The 19,203-nt window shown below is 38.0% G+C and carries 14 protein-coding genes and 1 pseudogene; 10 read left to right on the plus strand and 5 right to left on the minus strand.

All coding sequences use genetic code 11. The features are described 5' to 3' along the window. Nucleotides 1-255: 255 nt before the first annotated feature. From ybfF to P3L44_RS14410, 8 genes are all read left to right on the plus strand, one after another. Nucleotides 256-1,032, plus strand: coding sequence for an esterase (gene ybfF, locus P3L44_RS14375; RefSeq protein WP_004256243.1), 777 nt, complete (start codon nucleotides 256-258; stop codon nucleotides 1,030-1,032). Nucleotides 1,033-1,274: 242 nt separating this feature from the next. Then, nucleotides 1,275-3,380: a peptidase domain-containing ABC transporter gene (locus P3L44_RS14380; protein ID WP_094960684.1), complete on the plus strand. Its 2,106-nt coding sequence runs from the start codon at nucleotides 1,275-1,277 to the stop codon at nucleotides 3,378-3,380. Beyond that, nucleotides 3,377-4,705: an HlyD family type I secretion periplasmic adaptor subunit gene (locus P3L44_RS14385; protein ID WP_272661754.1), complete on the plus strand. Its 1,329-nt coding sequence runs from the start codon at nucleotides 3,377-3,379 to the stop codon at nucleotides 4,703-4,705. The genes P3L44_RS14380 and P3L44_RS14385 overlap by 4 nt, the downstream gene beginning before the upstream one ends. A 3-nt stretch (nucleotides 4,706-4,708) precedes the next feature. After that, nucleotides 4,709-6,808 carry a type I secretion system permease/ATPase gene (locus P3L44_RS14390; protein WP_140170793.1) on the plus strand — a complete coding sequence of 700 codons (2,100 nt, stop codon included), beginning with the start codon at nucleotides 4,709-4,711 and terminating at the stop codon, nucleotides 6,806-6,808. Between the two features lie 169 nt (nucleotides 6,809-6,977). Then, on the plus strand, nucleotides 6,978-7,271 hold the full coding sequence (gene ybfE / locus P3L44_RS14395; protein WP_004256256.1) for a LexA regulated protein: 294 nt from the start codon (nucleotides 6,978-6,980) through the stop codon (nucleotides 7,269-7,271). Nucleotides 7,272-7,425: 154 nt separating this feature from the next. Then, nucleotides 7,426-7,953, plus strand: a complete 528-nt coding sequence (gene fldA / locus P3L44_RS14400) for a flavodoxin FldA (RefSeq protein WP_004256261.1) — start codon at nucleotides 7,426-7,428, stop codon at nucleotides 7,951-7,953. A 268-nt stretch (nucleotides 7,954-8,221) separates the two neighbouring features. Further along, entirely contained in the window at nucleotides 8,222-8,671 is a 450-nt protein-coding gene (fur, locus tag P3L44_RS14405; RefSeq protein WP_004256285.1) for a ferric iron uptake transcriptional regulator, read from the plus strand. Nucleotides 8,672-9,307: 636 nt separating this feature from the next. Then, a complete protein-coding gene (locus tag P3L44_RS14410; protein WP_272661753.1) occupies nucleotides 9,308-9,841 on the plus strand; it encodes a polymer-forming cytoskeletal protein in 534 nt (177 codons plus the stop codon). Between the two features lie 175 nt (nucleotides 9,842-10,016). Here the strand turns inward: P3L44_RS14410 and chiP are convergent, their stop codons facing one another. After that, nucleotides 10,017-11,414, minus strand: a complete 1,398-nt coding sequence (gene chiP, locus P3L44_RS14415) for a chitoporin ChiP (RefSeq protein WP_004256290.1) — start codon at nucleotides 11,412-11,414, stop codon at nucleotides 10,017-10,019. A 537-nt stretch (nucleotides 11,415-11,951) separates the two neighbouring features. Next, nucleotides 11,952-12,995: an L-asparaginase 2 gene (ansB, locus tag P3L44_RS14420; RefSeq protein ID WP_109911037.1), complete on the minus strand. Its 1,044-nt coding sequence runs from the start codon at nucleotides 12,993-12,995 to the stop codon at nucleotides 11,952-11,954. A gap of 194 nt (nucleotides 12,996-13,189) precedes the next feature. Here ansB and ycaO point away from each other — a divergent pair, with 194 nt between their 5' ends. Continuing rightward, complete coding sequence (gene ycaO / locus P3L44_RS14425; protein ID WP_272661752.1) at nucleotides 13,190-14,944, plus strand: 30S ribosomal protein S12 methylthiotransferase accessory factor YcaO; 1,755 nt, start codon at nucleotides 13,190-13,192, stop codon at nucleotides 14,942-14,944. 67 nt (nucleotides 14,945-15,011) lie between these two features. Here ycaO and P3L44_RS14430 read toward each other — a convergent pair whose 3' ends face one another. The 3 genes and pseudogenes from P3L44_RS14430 to P3L44_RS14440 form a co-directional block, all read right to left on the minus strand. Then, nucleotides 15,012-16,607 carry a UxaA family hydrolase gene (locus P3L44_RS14430; protein WP_272661751.1) on the minus strand — a complete coding sequence of 532 codons (1,596 nt, stop codon included), beginning with the start codon at nucleotides 16,605-16,607 and terminating at the stop codon, nucleotides 15,012-15,014. An 11-nt stretch (nucleotides 16,608-16,618) separates the two neighbouring features. After that, a pseudogene (locus tag P3L44_RS14435) lies at nucleotides 16,619-17,020 on the minus strand (MFS transporter); the annotation flags it as partial. A gap of 151 nt (nucleotides 17,021-17,171) precedes the next feature. Then, nucleotides 17,172-18,065 carry a dihydrodipicolinate synthase family protein gene (locus tag P3L44_RS14440; RefSeq protein WP_272661750.1) on the minus strand — a complete coding sequence of 298 codons (894 nt, stop codon included), beginning with the start codon at nucleotides 18,063-18,065 and terminating at the stop codon, nucleotides 17,172-17,174. 345 nt (nucleotides 18,066-18,410) lie between these two features. Between P3L44_RS14440 and P3L44_RS14445 the strand changes: the two genes are divergently transcribed. Next, entirely contained in the window at nucleotides 18,411-19,184 is a 774-nt protein-coding gene (locus P3L44_RS14445) for an IclR family transcriptional regulator (RefSeq protein ID WP_272661749.1), read from the plus strand. The last annotated feature ends 19 nt before the right edge of the window (nucleotides 19,185-19,203 follow it).

Here is a 19,203-nt window from a genome sequence, read left to right on the forward strand (position 1 = left end):
TTAAAATTTCAATAACTTAAAGTAAACAGTATTCTAAGTTCAAAGATAATTCAGTGGGTTATCATGCCATGACTTCCAGTATTTTGTCTCAGTGATCAACTTCAATTTTCTGAAATTCATTGGCTAAGGATATTTTGATTATCGACTCATTGACTTACCTCAGCCAAAATCGCAGCTTATTTGACCATTTGGATTTTATTCATAGCCGTGACATGATAAGACCACATGTACCGCTGACGAATTGATCAAACAAATATGACTGTGTTACTTAACCATACTATCCATAAACCTGAAAATCCAATCTCAAATAGTCCTATTGTACTCATACATGGGTTATTTGGTGACCTCAATAACTTAGGTGTTTTAGGACGTAATCTACAACAATATTTCGATACGATTCAAATTGATGTTCGTAATCATGGTGACTCATTTCGTGATGAGCAAATGAGTTACCAACAAATGGCCCAAGATGTTATTACTCTAATAAAGTCTTTAGGTTACGAAAATGCTATTTTAATTGGTCACTCTATGGGTGGCAAAATCGCCATGGCGGCAACAGCAATAGCCCCTAATTTTATTAATAGTATCGTTGCTATTGATATGGCGCCTGTCGCTTACCAAGTCCGTCGTCATGATAAAATATTCGCGGCGCTTGATGCCGTCACAGCAAAAAATGCAAAAACTCGCCAAGAAGCTACTGTGATTATGCGTGATTACATTAATGAGGATGGTGTTATCCAATTTCTGCTTAAATCCTTTAAACAGGGTGAGTGGAAATTTAATTTACCTGCCCTAAAAGCTAATTATGAAAGTATTATTGGTTGGGAAATAGTACCCGCCTGGAATAAACCCGTGCTGTTAATCCCAGGAGGAAATTCCCCTTATGTACAAGCTGAATATAAAGAACAAATCGCACAACAATTTCCGCAAGCCAAAGCGTGGGTTGTTGCTGATACAGGGCACTGGGTTCATGCAGAAAAACCAGACCATGTTTTAAGAGCCATTCATCGTTTTTTATCTATCCCTGAATAATTGTTCACATTTAAATATAGATATTGAAAAGATATATAACTTTTCAATATCTTTAAATATATTTGTAGTTAAATATAATTACTTTATTAATTACATAATAAGACTAACTTCAATACACAGCGAATTACAAACCCTGTATTATCCAAATTCTACTCCACCTTATTACTATCTAGTGCATATTTTATCAATGCAAATTTGGAATTAAAAATTCAAATAACTTAAGGAATTTATTAATATAGAAAATGGATAGTCTCAAATCAAAATCAACATTATACTTCATTAGTGTTATTGCTAAGTTATCAGGGCAAGTAAATCCTAAAGAACTAGAACAAACACTCAATCAATCTATTGGTTATAATGAAAAACTTAACATTATTAAATCGAAACATGCCATTCGCTGTAGGAATAAATATCAGAAGAATAAAAATGTAACTAAAATCGTATGCCCTGCTATTTTATATAATACCAAAGGAGAAGCCATTCTATTAGCTAACTGCAATCAAGAACAAGTACTCATTCAGCAATTTGGGAATACCCCGCCAGAGATATGGAGTATTGATGAGCTGAATCAACAATGGAATGGTCATTGGTTAGAAGTAAACCTTAAGCAGGGTCAATTTGACATTACCTGGTTCCAAGTTGAATTTATGAAATACAAACCTATTATTTTGTGGGTTTTATTCTTTTCATTTATATTACAAATACTCGCATTAGTTTCCCCTATTGTTATGCAAGTTATTATGGATAAAGTGCTCGTTCATAATAGCTTAGTCACATTGGACGTTTTAATTTTTGGGTTAATTATTGCGGCGTTAATAGAAGTGACATTGAAAGGGTTACGTGAGTATATTTATCATCACACTGTTAACCGCATTGATATGACACTTGGCTTGAAGCTGGTGAATCATTTACTGAGACTACCTATTCCCTTTTTTAAAAGCAGGCAAATAGGCGCAATTGTCACCCGAGTAAAAGAGCTCGAAACTATTCGTGAATTTTTAACCAGCAGCTTTTTTACTCTATGTGTCGATGTGCTATTTTTATTTGTATTTATTTTTGTGATGAATTTGATCTCCACAACACTCACAATAATATTTTTGTGTTCTATTCCTTTTTATCTTTTATTAGCTTGGTGGTTAACGCCTAAAATTGAATCTGCTGCACAACAACAGTTCACCAATATTGCCATCAACACCTCTTTTTTGACCGAAAGTATCAATGGGATCGAAACAGCCAAAAGCTTATCCGTCGAACCAAATTTCACTCGTCGCTGGGACGGCCAAACCGCTGATATGAGCCAAACTAACTTTGTATCAGGGCAAATAAGCTCCCGCTCTGAACATCTAGTGATGGCTATTGAAAAAATCACCAGTGCTATTGTTTTGTGGGTTGGTGCTTCTGAAGTTTTAGCATTGCAGATGACGATTGGCCAGCTTATTGCCTTTTACATGATGGTTAGCCACGCTAACCAGCCCCTCATCAAACTAACTAAACTATGGGGGGACTACATTCGAACCAGTGTCGCTATCGAAAAACTCTCCCAAATTATTAACTTACCTACCGAACAATCACAGCAAGAAAATAAGTTATCTCTTCAAGGGCATTTAAATCTAAAAAATATCTCGTTCCGCTACCAACCTAACATGCCATTTGTTCTAAAAAACTTTAATTTAAATATTAAAGCGGGAGAAACTATTGGTATTGTTGGGACATCAGGGTCAGGTAAGAGCACCCTCGCTAAATTATTACTACGGCTTTATACCCCTGAAAGTGGTGCTATTTTTGTGGATGGAACCCCCATGTCTGCGATTAACTTGCACTCCCTTAGACAACAAATTGGTATTGTTTTACAGGAAAATTTCTTATTCAGCCAATCTGTTTTTCACAATATCGCTCAAACCTCACCGGATGCCTCCATGGACGAAGTCGTTCATGCCGCCAAAATGGCGGGAGCACACGATTTTATTTTGAAATTACCAAAAGGTTACGACACCGTTCTTGCCGAGGGGGGAACATCACTTTCTGGCGGCCAACGCCAACGTATTGCTATTGCTAGAACACTGCTTTCCAACCCTAAAGTGATTATTTTTGATGAGGCAACTAGCGCTTTAGATGACGAATCCCAAGCCGTTATTCAAGAAAATATGCATATTATTGCAAAAGGAAGGACCATCATCACAATTGCTCACCGCCTATCAACTATTCGCCATCACCAGCGGATCATTGTGATGCAAAATGGTGAAATTATCGAGCAAGGTAGCCATCAGCAACTTATTGAACAAGGTAATTTTTATAAACATTTGTGGACTCTACAACAGTCTCTGAAATCAGACATGGACGTAAAATGAAACATCGATTAGACAAAAACCGTTATAACAGCTTTTTGCCTTCACACTTGGCGATATTAAAAACACCACCGTCTTACTTGGCACTATACGTCGCTATTTCTATTAGTGTAGGCGTTTTTCTTGCTGTGACTTGGTCATTTTTTGGTAAGTTGGATATTCAAGCAACCACGCAAGGTAAACTTATTGTTTCAGGACGAACACAGTTAATTCAAGCGTTTGAATTAAGTCGTTTAGAACATATTCATGTCACTGATGGGCAAGTAGTAAAACAAGGGGATCCTTTAATAACTGTCAATGTATTAGGTGTTGACCAAGATATCCTGAGTTTAAATTACCAACATAACTTCCATGTAGCCGAAATATTAATTTATCAAGCATTGATTTCACAACAGCCTATTGAGCAATTACCTTTATTTGACCAATTAACTGAACTAGAACAAAACAATACACGGGCTAGCTATCAAACACAAAAAATAGAATTTGATTCATTAATTAATGAACTTAATAATGAAATTCAATTAAATACTGTCAATCAGCAAGCTAGAAAAGACGAATTACTCACTATCAATTCCCTCATCGTAAACATCAAAAAGCGTCTCGATGCACACCATTCGTTAACTAAAAAGCAGTTGATCAGCCAGAAGGAATTTTTAGAACAAGAGCGAGAACTATTAATCGCTAAAAAAGAAAAAGTCACCAAATTATCTGAGCTTTCCATTCTGAAAAGCCAGTATCAAGCCTTAAATGAAAAGGTAGACAGAATTAAAGCCCAAAAAAACCAAGAGTGGGATGAAAAATACAAACAAGCTGACTTTAAGCGGGCTTCCCTTGAGCAAGAACTATTAAAAAATAAAGAAAGAAACCAATTAGAAATCATACGGGCTCCCGTTGATGGCACGATACAACAACTTGCTACACACACTATAGGTGCAGTGTTACAACCCGCACAGCAGTTAATGGCTATAGTACCTAATAATCATGTTCAACTAGCTGAAATTAAAATCTTAAATAAAGATATTGGTTTCATCCATGAAGGGTTAAGAGCAGAGGTGAAAATAGATGCTTTCCCTTACACTCGTTATGGCACAGTTGAAGGGGAAGTGATTTCCGTCTCTCGTGACAGTACTCTCGATGAAAATCTTGGATTAGTGTTCTTAGGGCAAATCGGTCTTAAGCAAAAAGAACTAGTAGTTGATGGTGAGTCTATTGAACTGACACCCGGTTTATCCATTGTGGCAGAAATAAAAACAGATAAACGCCGTATTATTGATTACTTACTTAGCCCAATCAATGAATACACCTCAAACGCGATGAGAGAAAAATAATCGATGGAACAGTTAAATAATCATGGTTTGGATGCCTTAGTTTGGGTGGCTAAATATTATCAAAACAATGTTTCATCTGACCAACTAAGACATGCTATTGGTATGCAAACTTTATCCCCTACTGAGTGGGAAATTAGAGAATGCGCACAAATATTGGGGTATGAAACCGAGCTTATTGCAGCACAATATAAGCAATTAAGAACACTACCTTTGCCCGCTTTAATCTATATAGATGGTTTCTGGCAAGTAATTAGCCAAGAAAATGAATTGGTACTCATTAACCCGACTAATGATGAACGAAAACCTATTTATAATTCGATTGGGCATCAACAAGCTGAATTTGACATAGTACTCATTAAGGAGCAATTAGAACCGGAGCAAAAAAAGGCCTTTGGTTTTAGCTGGTTTATTCCCTCTATTTTGCGACAACATGTTAAATTACGAAATATTTTTATTCTCTCTGCCATTATTCAGCTTTTCGCCTTAATTAGCCCACTGTTGTTTCAAAATTTAATCGACAAAGTGTTAGTTGGCCGCAGTCTCTCAAATTTACACGTTATTGCATTGGCGATTTTTGCCATTGCTGTTGCAGAGCCGATATATGGTTTTATTCGTAATAAGATTTTTAGTCATAGTAGTAGCCAGATAAGCGCTGAATTATCAGGAAAAATTTATCGCCATTTAATGGCCTTACCTTTAAATTATTTTAAGCTAAGGCCAACAGGGAAAATTATCGCAAGGATCCGTGAATTAGCTCATATAAGGCAGTTTTTAACGGGCTCGACACTGATGCTATTCATTGACTTTATCTTTGTTATCCTTTTTGTCGCGGTTTTATTTTCCTACAGTAGTTTGATGGCTTGGATTTTATTGGGCTCTATGGGGGTATTTTTTGTTTTATGGATGATTTTAGGCCCAATCATTCGCCAACAAACTCAAAAATCTTACCAAGCCGATGAAAATGGTCTCACTTTTCTCACCGAAAGTATTACTGGGATTGAAACCATAAAAACGACAGCAACAGAAAAATACTTTAATCAACGCTGGAAAAAAATATTTAGCAAGCAGCTAACTCAAAGCTTTAAAGTATCAATGCGCAGTGAAGTTGCCTCTCAGTTAATGACACTTGTGAGTAAAATAACTACCGCAATTCTTTTGTGGGTTGGTGTCAAGGAGGTATTAAACGGTGGGATTTCTCCTGGCGAATTAGTGGCATTTAATATGCTAAGCGCGCATGTTACACAACCTGTATTGCGATTTGCTCAAGTTTGGCAAGATTTCCAACATACCATCATTTCATTGCGTCGGGTGGGAGATATTCTTGATGAACCTGTAGAAAATGAACGTAAAGGGATTGCAAACACTTCAAATATTCACGGAAAAATAGAGTTTCAAAACATCCGATTTCGTTATCAACCTGATACGCCTGAAGTTATCAATAATTTGTCATTAATGGTTAATTCTGGTGAATTTATTGGGATTACTGGCCCTTCTGGTTCTGGAAAAAGCACCTTAACGAAATTATTACAACGACTTTATGTACCACAACATGGGCAAGTTATTGTTGATGGCATGGATTTAGCTGTCGCAGATACTGTGTCATTACGTCGAAAAATGAGCGTTGTATTACAAGAAAGCACTTTATTCGTCGGTTCTATCGCAGAGAATATCCGTTTAAGCCACCCGCAAGCGACTAACGAACAAGTTATTCACGCAGCAAAATTAGCTGGAGCATATGACTTTATTATGGCATTGCCTGATAATTTTAATTATCCCTTATCAGAAAAAGGCTTGAACCTTTCAGGTGGTCAACGTCAAAGAATTGCACTTGCGCGCGCTTTACTCACCGAACCAGACATTTTAATTCTCGATGAAGCCACTTCTGCGCTCGATTACGAGTCAGAAGCTGCCATTATGGAAAATATGCCTTTAATTACGCAAGGAAGAACAGTCATTAGTATTGCTCACCGACTCAACACGATTATGCATGCTGATAGGATATGTGTTATTTGCCAAGGAGAAGTACACGAAATGGATACACACGAAAACTTGCTCAAATCAAATGGCTTATACGCCAATTTATGGCGCCAACAAACGCAATAACACGGATAAAAAAGCATCACACCTATAGCAAGTGGTGCTTTTTTACTAAAAGCGCTCATTTTACAACCGATTAAATCAAATCATCGTAGATGAAGCTATAGCACAAGGGGATTAGCTAGGGTATCATGGCGCGCTGAATTACTGGCACACCCTTTTAGCAGTTATAGACATGGCAAAAGAACAAACGGATCGAACTACACTAGATTTGTTCGCTGAGGAACGAAGGCCTGGGCGACCTAAAACAAGCCCGCTATCACGGGATGAACAACTGAGGATCAACAAACGCAACCAACTGAAACGAGATAAAGTGAAAGGATTGCGTAGAGTTGAATTGAAACTGAACGAAGAAGCTGTCGTGATATTGAATCAGTTAGCTGAAGATAAAAATATAAGCCGTAGTGAATTGATCGAAGAAATTTTGATGTCACAACTTGAGCATGTTAACACATCAATACTCAAATAACGTTATCTTGATAAATCACACAAATTTGACAGACTTAGCATCATTTTTTCGCCAGAATAAGGCGTAATATTCTATCTATTTTCGTTCTAAGTGGGCTCTAGAAGGCGAATTTTCACTTCTAGTCCTCTTAGAAAAACAAGAGGTTAATCACTTTATGGCAGTCATAGGCATTTTCTTCGGAAGTGACACAGGTAACACAGAAAATATTGCCAAAATGATCCAAGAAAGATTGGGCAAAGATGTAGCAGAAGTTCACGATATCGCAAAATGCAGTAAAGAAGATATTGAAGCTTTTGATATTCTACTTCTCGGTATTCCAACTTGGTATTATGGTGAAGCTCAATGTGATTGGGATGATTTCTTCCCTACTCTCGAAGAAATTGATTTCGAAGGTAAACTTGTCGCCTTATTTGGTTGTGGAGACCAGGAAGACTACGCTGAATATTTCTGTGATGCTATGGGTACGATCCGCGATATTATTGAGCCTCGTGGTGCTGTTATTGTTGGTCATTGGCCAACAGAAGGTTATCACTTTGAAGTATCCAAAGGTATGGCAGATGACAACCACTTTATTGGTTTAGCTATTGATGAAGATCGTCAACCTGAGCTAACTGATGAACGTGTTGATGCATGGGTAAAACAAATCTCTGAAGAAATGTCTTTAGCTGAAATTTTAGGCTAATAGATCATATAAAGAAACCTTACCCATAGATTACACCACTGTCTTGTACAAAATGAATCACTAAGCCAGCGGCGTAATCTAAAATAACCGATAAGGTATCCTAATAGGATAGGTTCTCAAGAGATTATCAAAATAATGAGACAATGCATGGTTTCTATTTTTATTTTCCATGCCTATAATTGTAAATCAGTTTAGAAGACAACTGTATTGATGTTAAAAATGTCTCATTATTGTTAAATTTATGATTTAAGATACAGGACAAACCCGCATGACAGACAACAACAAAGCATTGAAAAATGCTGGACTCAAAGTCACTCTTCCAAGATTAAAAATTTTGGAAGTACTTCAAGAGCCTGAGTGCCACCACGTCAGTGCGGAAGATCTCTATAAAAAGCTGATCGATATGGGCGAAGAGATCGGGTTAGCAACCGTATACCGCGTGTTAAACCAATTTGATGATGCAGGTATCGTAACCCGTCACAACTTCGAGGGGGGTAAATCTGTATTCGAGTTAACTCAGCAACATCACCATGACCATTTAATCTGTTTAGATTGTGGAAAAGTGATTGAGTTTACTGACGAATCCATTGAAACTCGCCAAAAAAATATCGCTGCTCGCCATGGCATTAAACTATCTAACCATAGTTTATATCTATATGGTCATTGCGCAGATGGTGATTGCCGTGATAATGCTGACGCACACGAAGCAAAAGAGTAATAGTATTCAACCATCGCTGATAAAACGTAATGGTTAAAAATACCAAAACCCTGATAATAAACTTTATCAGGGTTTTTTATTTCAAATATCCATATTTTTTTCACTCAATTAGTGATAATTTATGATGAGTAACTTAAATTTAACTATTTATCACTACAATTTTTAGTTAAAAAAAAATTTTCCTAGAAACTATAATAGTTGCAATTCAAATCAAAACCCTTATATTATTTCACTGATGAATATATTCTATCATCTAGAATTATACTTATATATCAAAGTGGTATATAAATAACATTATAGATGTTTTCTAATTTTTCATACTATATAAAAATTATTTTATTTCCTTTCTATTATTTTAACTATAATTTAGAAAGTTGATGATTCAAATGTAGTCATAAAGTTAAAATACACTTTAAATGTACAATTACATTTATTGACTAAACTAATTACGTATTTTAGTAATTTGTAAGAGATTATCTGATGAAAAAAACATATCTTTTTCTCAACACAAGTTTTTTCTTCTGGTTTCTTACTTTAATAGGGTGGTTTTTTAGCTATTTCTCTATCACCTTATTTTCGTTCGTATTATCAGTGCTATTCTTGATCGTATACTTCAATCAAAAAAAGGTAAGTAAAATGTTCACCAAAAGACAAAACAAGCCCACGCCTACATCGACGCCCCCTTCTATAAGTAATGAGCCTGAAGTGACTGCAAAGATAGAAGAACAAATTACACTATCAACGCCTACTATTAGTGAAGAAAAATCGAATACGGTTATCTCTAGGGACGTTATTTTTGAAGGGAATATTACCTCTAATGAGCAAGTACATATCTATGGAAAAGTCATTGGAAATATAACAGGAAAAGAAAATACGGTTAAAGTTATGTTAAACGGCCAAGTTACGGGAAATATCACCTGCAAAGAACTGGTGGTTAATGGTCGTATTGAAGGTGAATACTTATCTGATACTATTTGTATTGAAAATAATGGCGAAATCCACGGTACTATCCATTACAGTAGCTTATCAATTAAAAAAGGTGGGGTTTTATCTGGCCATGCTCAAATTAAAAATCCTCCTCATCAATCGGAAAAAGTTACCATATTAAAAGATAAGTTAAAACAAGACGCTATCATACCCAATGAAAGTGTAAATAACGCTTCTTTGTAGTCACCATAAAAATAAGGTGAATATACCCACCTTATTTTCAATTTTTATATCAGTATTTACACCCATTAAAACATCTCATTAATATTAAAATATATAGCAAACCTCTTTCCTATCTAGGCAAATGACTGCCATAGTTCCCCTATAGCAGTCATTTGTTACTAAAATATTTTCTACTCTAGAATACAGTAAATGGCATCATTACCATAAACTTAATATCTTTTTCATCTTGGAAAATATTTCCATAACCACCACCATAACTCGGAATATCTGTATGATTATCATATTTGGTAAAATGTAGCTTAAATAGCGTATCTTTTGCTCTACCTGACTGCACGGTATATAAAATATCAAAGTTCCATGCACTTTCTTTTAAGCGTACATCTTGAGCATATTGGCTATTCGTACTTGGTTTAGCATCCCAACCATAAATATATGAGGTTCCGACTTTCCATCCTGCTAAATCCCAATTTTTTAAATCATACATAACACCAGCCATAACGGCTTTTTCATTATTAGCATTCCAGTCTGAACGGCCATCCCACCAGATATCCATGCGGCCATTTGATGTTGCCCAACCAGGGGTCATACGCTGTAGGAAATAACCTTGATTACCTTTAGCTTTTACATAGGTTCCCTCTAATTTAAAATCAAATTCATCGTAGGTGTAACCTAATGTCATCGCTTGCAACCAAGCTAAACCGTCATAAACATCATTAACTCCGCCGTCTGAAACCTTGTCTTTTGCTCCATAAAATTGATAAGACATACGTAAATCACGGTCTACAACAGGAACAGCATAGGAAACCTTGGCAAAATATTGGTCCATATAGCTTTTTGCTTGCCCATATGCCCCTTCAAGAACTAAGTTGTTTTTAAAGTCATATTTGAAACCAATTGATTGTAAATAGCTGATCCCAGTTTTACCATCCGCTTCACGAAAATCATACATACTGCGGTACCAAGGTGCTTTATAGCGGTCGGTCCACATATAGGACATGCTGAGTTCACCATTTTGCTCAAAATCAAACACCCCGCCCACCTCTAATCCACGGTATGTTCCAGGCATATAACTCCAATGGGATGCTAATAGCGTTTGCCCCGTTGGTTGAATATAGCCGCCTCTCCCCCAGAAAGGGCCATATTTCAATTTTGCAGCCGCTTTATAAAAAGTCACACCACTACGATCCCCTGTCCATTTTTCATCCCAACGTGATTTTGCGTCACTAAAACCGATTTCATTTGGTGCAGCAGGCCCACTGTTCGATAGCTCAATAGCTGTAAAACCCGCTAAATCAAGCCCAATAATGTCCTGAAAATAGCCTGATGAGAAATCTAGGCTGGCATTAAACGTTGAGTGTTTAAGATTATCCGCATACTTTTTATATTTATCACTATTAGGGTCTAAATCTTTACGTGAACGATCTCGTTGCCAGTAGTAAAGGCCACCAGTAAGTTTTGAATCTTCAAGAAATTGCTCCGCATGCATGATTGGCTGGTAACCAATAGGCAGCATCGCTATTGCGATTTTTAAGACGAGCAATTTCCTGCCAGTATTGACATTTTTATTAACCATTCTTGTATTCCTCTAATATTTTTTAATTTTATTTTTCGGCCGAAATACGATTTAACTTTCCATTTAAATCTAAATATTCACAATGAGTTATGCCTCATGCGATGTATTTAGCCTATTTTTTGCAACGCGAATTATCAACACAGATACAGGCTTTGTTGCCAAAATATGATCAACGACACATTAATTTTAATTAATTGCCATTATCACCAGTGATGACCTTGCTAAAAATAAAATGTAATAAATTGATAAATATAAAAAATATATAGAGAATACACATAAGAAAGGGTTCAAGATAAAATCAATAAATTAACTGTTTGTACCTTAATTTTTCCTATTTTGTAGGAATTCTCAAAGTTCTATCACCACATTGACCTAATTGCCTTAAAAAAGCTCAGATTACTGAGTCAAATAATTAGGATAAATGTTGTTGTACTGAAAAATAACATACGTAAGTATAAAATTTCTTAACAAACAATAAAGCTAACGGGGTACAGGCTACTGCACCCCGCTGTATGAAATAAATACTCGTTTTGATAATTAATATTTTTCGAATAATGCCTGAATTTGCTGAGGATCTTTAGTCTGAGTTAAGGCTAATTGCAGCAATACGCGCGCTTTTTGCGGATTTAACCTTTCTGAAGCAACAAAACCATATAAGTTATCATCCACTTCGGCATTTCTTGTCGTATACCCTGTTGGTACACGGCTTGAGCGAACGACAACCACGTCTTCTTTCGCTGCTTTTGCTAAAGCGTCAAAGACAGTCTTATACATATTACCGTTACCCACACCCGCGCTTACAATTCCTTCAACCCCTTCTTCTCTCAAGGCTTTCACAGGAGCTGCTGATGCATTGGCATAGTTATAAACGATACCTACCGCAGGGAGCTTTTCGAGCTTACTGACGTCGAATGCCGCTTTGTCACTACGAGGTTGCGCTGCTTGGAAATAAGTAACTTTACCATCATGAATAAAGCCTTCTGCCCCACTATTAACGGCATCAAACGCTTGTACTTCAGTGGTGCTCATTTTCATCACATTACGGCCTTGCACGACTTTATCGTTCATTGCCATCAAAACACCGCGCTCTCCAGCAGACTTATCCGTCGCTAAAACGACTGCATTATACAGGTTCAAAGGACCATCAGCGCCTAAAGCCGTTGACGGTCGCATTGCACCAACCAAAACAATTGGCTTTTTACATTGCGTGGTTAAATCAAGGAAAAATGCCGTTTCTTCTAAAGTATCAGTACCGTGAGTGATTACAAAACCATCTGTTTTATCACAATCTTGGTTAATTTTTTTCGCCAGTGCCAACCAAACTTGGTCATTCATATCTTGCGAACCAATATTCACCAATTGCTCACCGCTTAAATTAGCGATTTTTTTGGTTTCTGGCACCGCATTAATTAAAGCATCAATCCCTACTTTACCCGCTTGATAACTGGAAGATGTGGCTGAATCACCACCTCCTGCTATCGTTCCCCCTGTCGCCAATACCGTAATATTCGGTTGAGCGATAGCGGATACGGCAAACAGTGAAACCAATGTCGCCAAAAGCGCTTTATTTCTGTTTTTCATCCTATTTTCCTTTCATTAATAAACTTCGGTTATTATGTGGAATTGTGCTGAATTTTATGTGACCTATACAATTATTTTAGGATAAATAATGAATTTTAAGATGATTTATCTATGAATGAATAAAAAGCGTGAGGCTTGCAGCAAAAATCCGTATCATAGCCCGTTTGAAACACTCTATTCACAAGTGACTGACAATGAGCCAAACTTTTATTCCCGGCAAAGATGCCGCTCTTGAAGATTCCATTGATGCATTTCAAACCAAATTAAAGAAATTAGGGTTTGATATTGAAGAAGCCTCTTGGTTAAACCCTGTACCTAACGTTTGGTCTGTACATATCCGCGATAAAGCGTGCCCACTTTGCTTTACTAATGGTAAAGGGGCGAGCAAGAAAGCTGCATTAGCCTCAGCGCTTGGTGAGTATTTTGAGCGTTTATCAACGAATTACTTCTTTGCGGATTTCTACCTAGGTAAATCTATTGCTGAAGGGGATTTTGTCCACTACCCTAATGAAAAATGGTTCCCATTAACCGAAGATGATAGCTTACCTGAAGGGTTATTAGACAATCGTTTGATTAAGTTTTATGACCCCGACAACGCCTTAGCCGCCAGCCAATTAATTGACTTGCAATCTGGTAATGAAGAACGCGGTATTTGTGCACTGCCATTTACCCGTCAATCAGACAACCAAACCGTGTATATTCCAATGAATATTGTCGGTAATTTGTATGTCTCTAACGGTATGTCTGCGGGAAATACAGCCAATGAAGCTCGTGTACAAGGTCTTTCCGAAGTCTTTGAACGTTTTGTGAAAAATAAAATCATCGCTGAAAGTATTAGCCTGCCAGCTATCCCAGAAGATGTTATGGCGCGCTACCCTGCAGTCGTTGAAGCGGTTGAAACCTTAGAGAAAGAAGGTTTTCCAATTTTCTGTTATGACGCATCACTAGGCGGACAATACCCTGTAATTTGTGTGGTGTTGTTCAATCCACAGAACGGGACTTGCTTTGCCTCATTTGGTGCTCATCCTGACTTTGGTGTGGCCCTTGAGCGTACTGTCACAGAATTGCTGCAAGGCCGTGGCTTAAAAGACCTCGATGTGTTTAATGCACCAACCTTTGATGACGAAGAAGTAGCAGAGCATACGAATCTTGAAACTCACTTTATTGATTCAAGCGGTTTAATTAGCTGGGATCTGTTTAAAGATAATGCCGATTATGCCTTTGCAGATTGGAGTTTTAAAGGCACAACTCAAGAAGAATTTGCAACACTTATCAGTATTTTCAATAAATTAGATGCTGAAGTCTATATTGCAGATTATAACCATTTGGGTGTCTACGCTTGCCGTATTTTAGTCCCAGGTATGTCTGATATTTACCCAGTAGAAGACTTACATATCGCCAATAACGCGATGGGCGCTTATTTACGTGACACCATTATCAACCTACCTGATAGCCAATGGGAAAAACAAGATTATCTTGCCCTTATCGAGCAATTAGATGATGATGGTTTAGATGATTTTACCCGTGTTCGTGAATTACTTGGTTTGGCTGTAGGTAAAGACAATGGGTGGAGTAACCTGCGTATTGGCGAACTAAAATCCATGTTGGCACTGGCTGGTGGTGATCTCGAGCAAGCACTTACTTGGGTTGAATGGACACAAGACTTCAATAGCTCGGTATTTACTGCTGAGCGTGCAAATTATTATCGTTGCTTGCAAACCCTGTTGTTGTTATCCCAAGAAGAAGAACGTGATCCTGCACAATACTACAACGCCTTTGTACGTATGTATGGTCAAGAGGCAGTAAATGCTGCATCAGCCGCTATCGCTGGGGAATCATGCTTCTATGGCTTGTGGTCTATTGACGAAGAACTTAAAGCACTTCCTGCGCATCAAGCCTTGCTGGCTGCTTATGAAAAGCTGCAAAAAGCAAAGCGTGATAATGCATAATGTGAATTAAATCGTTGACGGGGAACTTGCCCCGTCAACATTTTCACAATTTATTGGTTTATATTAATTATAAATCCAATGAACGTTTCCATAATAAGAAATCAAACTGTTCTAATCGGTCCGCTTGAACCTGATAGTCACCGCTTGCCGTTTCAATCACCCGTTCAAATAACCCTTTACTAATTGTTGGTAGTGGAACCCCATCAATAATTGGCCCGCAATCATAATCAATTATGTCTGACAGACGCTCTGCAATGGCACTATTAGTCGATATTTTTAAAACTGGCACAATCGGGTTCCCTGTAGGAGTTCCAAGTCCTGTTGAAAAAATAACCACATTACACCCCGCAGCAACAAGGCCGGTAACCGCATCAACATCATTACCCGGCGTGCAAACTAATGATAACCCGCTGTCAGGCATAGGCTCCGCATAGTCACACACTGCACTAATCGGCGACGTTCCGCCTTTTTTAGCCGCTCCCGTCGATTTAATTGCATCTGTTATTAATCCATCTGCAATATTACCGGGACTCGGGTTATCGGCAATCGTAGTATTAAAGAAATTTGCTGTCTTTTCATAACGCTCCATCAAGTCTAAGAATTTTCTCTTATCCTCAAAAGACACGCACCGTTTCACCATGTCCCCTTCTGCACCACACAATTCAGGGAATTCAGCTAAACCTGATGCGCCCCCCAAGGTCACTAACCAATCAGAAACTAGCCCCATCGCAGGATTACCCGAAATACCAGAAAAACCGTCAGAAGCGCCACATTTCACACCGAGTTTTAAATGAGACAACGGAACATCCACACGGGACTGTGGTTCGACAGCCTTCATGCACTCATAAGTTTGCTTCAAAGCGGTTTGCATCATTTCTTCTTCGCTATTCCATTCTTGCTGGCGGAAGTAAAGTGCAGGCTTATTAAAATTGGAGTTTCGAGCAGCCAGTGACTCTTTAAACATTTTGCGCTGTGCTTTTTCGCAGCCCAAACTAAACACCGTAATACCTATCACATTAGGGTGATCTGCATAAGCAGCAAGCACATCACACATCGTTTTACTGTCAGAAGTCGCCCCACCACAACCACTCGTGACCGTAATGCAACGCACACCTTCTATATGTGGGAATAATTTAGGTTTTGCGGCTTCCCTTTGCTCGCCTGCGGTTAAATCTAACGCAAAGTTTTTCAAACTATTATTGGTATAACCTAATGCCTCATTTAAGGCATCAGTGAGCTTTGTTACATTGCGGTTTTCACAAAATACTAATGGAAAGATTAACCAATAGTTTGCAGTTCCCACTCGCCCATCTTCACGTATATAGCCTTTAAATGTGCGTCCTTGATATGCCGATACATCTGGCGCATTCCACTCATATGGCGCATCTTGCTCTAAAGAAACCGGAGCTGCATAGTGGCGAATATTATCGACTGTGATAACTTCACCTTTTGCGATTGGCTTTGTGGCTTTTCCTACTGCAGTACCATACATCGAAACAATACCATCAACGGGTATCGCTTCCATGGCGAACTTGTGTTTTGCTTTCACATCGGTCACTAGGGTCACTTCTTCACTTCCCCAGTGGTAGATATCTCCTGCTTGCAGGTCTTTCAAAGCAACAATTAGGTTGTCGCTCTCATCAATTTTGAGAATTTTTTGCATGTCACACCTTCCTAAAAATTGTCATTAGTTAGATGACAATGCTTTGAGGTTGTTGTTATGAGTGTTTTTTTAAGTAATGCGATTAAAACGGCACAACCGACGGTGATCACCGCTAATATCACGATACCTGCGGTATTGCTATTCATCATTTTATCGACTTCCACGCGAATGATTGGTGCGAGGAATGAACAGAATGCCCCCATGGTGGTACAGAAACCAATTCCTGCTGCTAATGCAGGGCCGCTTAATAACTGAGGAGGAAACGTCCAAAATACTGGTTGAACGGATAAAAAACCAACAGCGCTTAAACATAATGCTGCAATAGCAAAAACAGGGCTTGCAAATGCTGACAATGCCAAACCTAATGCTGCGGCTAACATACACAGCACTGAGATTTCGATGCGACGAGTTGGCAACAAAATACAAAATAAACATCAGGGGTACTAAACGTTTCCACGATTTGGCTATCGCAGAATTTAAAACAGGATTGTTATAAGCTTTAGTTGTCGCCATGATATTTTTCCCTGTTGGTAAGATGTTCTATTGTGTTTGATTCAGGAAAGGTCAGAGCGGTGAATCAGCAAGGGTTAACAACTGCTGAAGTTGCTCAATCTGTATATTGTTCAACCCCATAAATGGTGCTGTACAATAATCTGAATTAACCACACCTTTTAGCTGCAACGCTTTCTTAAAGGTTGGGATGAATGGCGCATTGACGCCATATATAGCCATCAATTGGTCTACTCGTTGCTGGTGTTTTGCCACTAACGCTAAATCACCTTGGGTAAACGCCTGCATCCATGATGCAAAAAATTGCGGCACAATATTTGAAAGCCCACCAATGCACCCATTTCCCCCCGATAACACCACATGAGCAAAGTTATTATCGTAACCTGCGTATACCTCAAAATGAGGCAAGCGTGATTTCACCGTTTCAATCACTTGGGCGGTATGAGTCGTGTCAGGAATGGTATCTTTTAATCCGATGATATTGGGATATTTATCCGCTAAACGTAGGCAAACATCAGGGGAGACAGAATAACCTGTTCGTTCAGGGAAGTTATAAATGAAAATGTTAGCAGATGTTTTGGCTGCTATCGTGCTGTAAAAACGGAAAACACCTTCATCATCCAGCGGAAAATAATATGGGCTAATGATCATCACCCCATCAATTCCTTTTTCATATGCATAGTTAGCCAATTCAACCGACTCTTGCACATCAAGGCGGCTTGCTCCTGCATAAACACGCATTTCCTCCTTTGGGTAACGACTACATAGGTCGATGAGTTTTTTTGAGCTCTGCATATTAAGCGCAAAAAATTCCCCCGTGCTTCCCATAGTGACAAAACCGGAGACTTTGCCCTTCAATGAGTCATAAACACGTATATTTTGTTCTATATCCACTCGACCTTTGTCATCAAAGATGGTCACTACTGGAGTGATATAACGACTTTCCATACTGATAATCTCCTTGTTACCGATATTCATATATACAAACTACATTCATAAATAAAAACCAAAAACAAGAAATCATGAATTATGGATTGAGTCAAATTCATACAACTCATATGAAAATTTTATGTAATAATCTGATTAAAAAGATATTTGAAGGGATTAAGTGGTCATAAAGCTAACTAAAGAATAATTTTTTTATTGCTAAATTTTGAGCAAGGTCACGCCTTTTGGATGACTTTACCCATTATTAAGAGTGACCAATTTGAGATTAAACGTATTCCTGAGATGATTTACATAGTGGTATTTTAAACCTAGAATAGCGACAAAATTAATCAGTGAGGTGGTTTAATGTCTACGGGGCACATGCCGACAATTCGGGTATTAGAAATACTGCAAGTTTTATCGGCTGAAAATACTGGGCTTTCTTTGACACAACTTTCTGATAAAACACAAATCTTAAAGGGGACTATTTATCCTATCTTAAAAACGTTGGTTGAACATCGATATATTAATTATGATGACAATAGCCAGCTGTATTATTTAGGTATCGCCTGCTCACTCCTTTCCCGCTCATTTTTCGAAAAATCCTATTGGCTAAAAATGGTTCATCGGGAAATGGTACATATTGTTGATGAATGCAATGAAGTGTGTCAAATGGGGATTTTAGACGGTGCTAATGTGTTATACATTGATAAAGTTCAATCGGCGCAAAAGGTCCAATTAATCTCTAATATTGGAACTCGTTTGCCTGCGATTTACTCGGCACTGGGTAAGGCTATGATTTTTAACTACAGTGACCAACAAATTTCCGAGCTTTATCCTTCAGGTTTTACCCCGTTAACCCAATACAGTGTGCAAACTTTGGCTGAACTGCGCCTACAGCTTAACGCAGTTCGTGAAAATAATTATGCCGTTGATAATAAAGAAATAAATGAAGAAACGACCTGCTATGCTGTTGCATTGCGTCAGCGGGATAAAATCATAGCTGCAATTAGTGTGTCTATCCCAACTTTCCGCATTGATGAATCCAAAGTGAACCAAGTCATCAAAACACTTTTAGCAAGTCGTGAACGTATTGAGCAAGAATTGAACACACTCGAAGATATTGAGTTTTATACCTAGCCATAACATTAAAAGCTGT

Source organism: Providencia sp. PROV175 (assembly GCF_032707045.1).
Lineage (GTDB): Bacteria > Pseudomonadota > Gammaproteobacteria > Enterobacterales > Enterobacteriaceae > Providencia > Providencia hangzhouensis.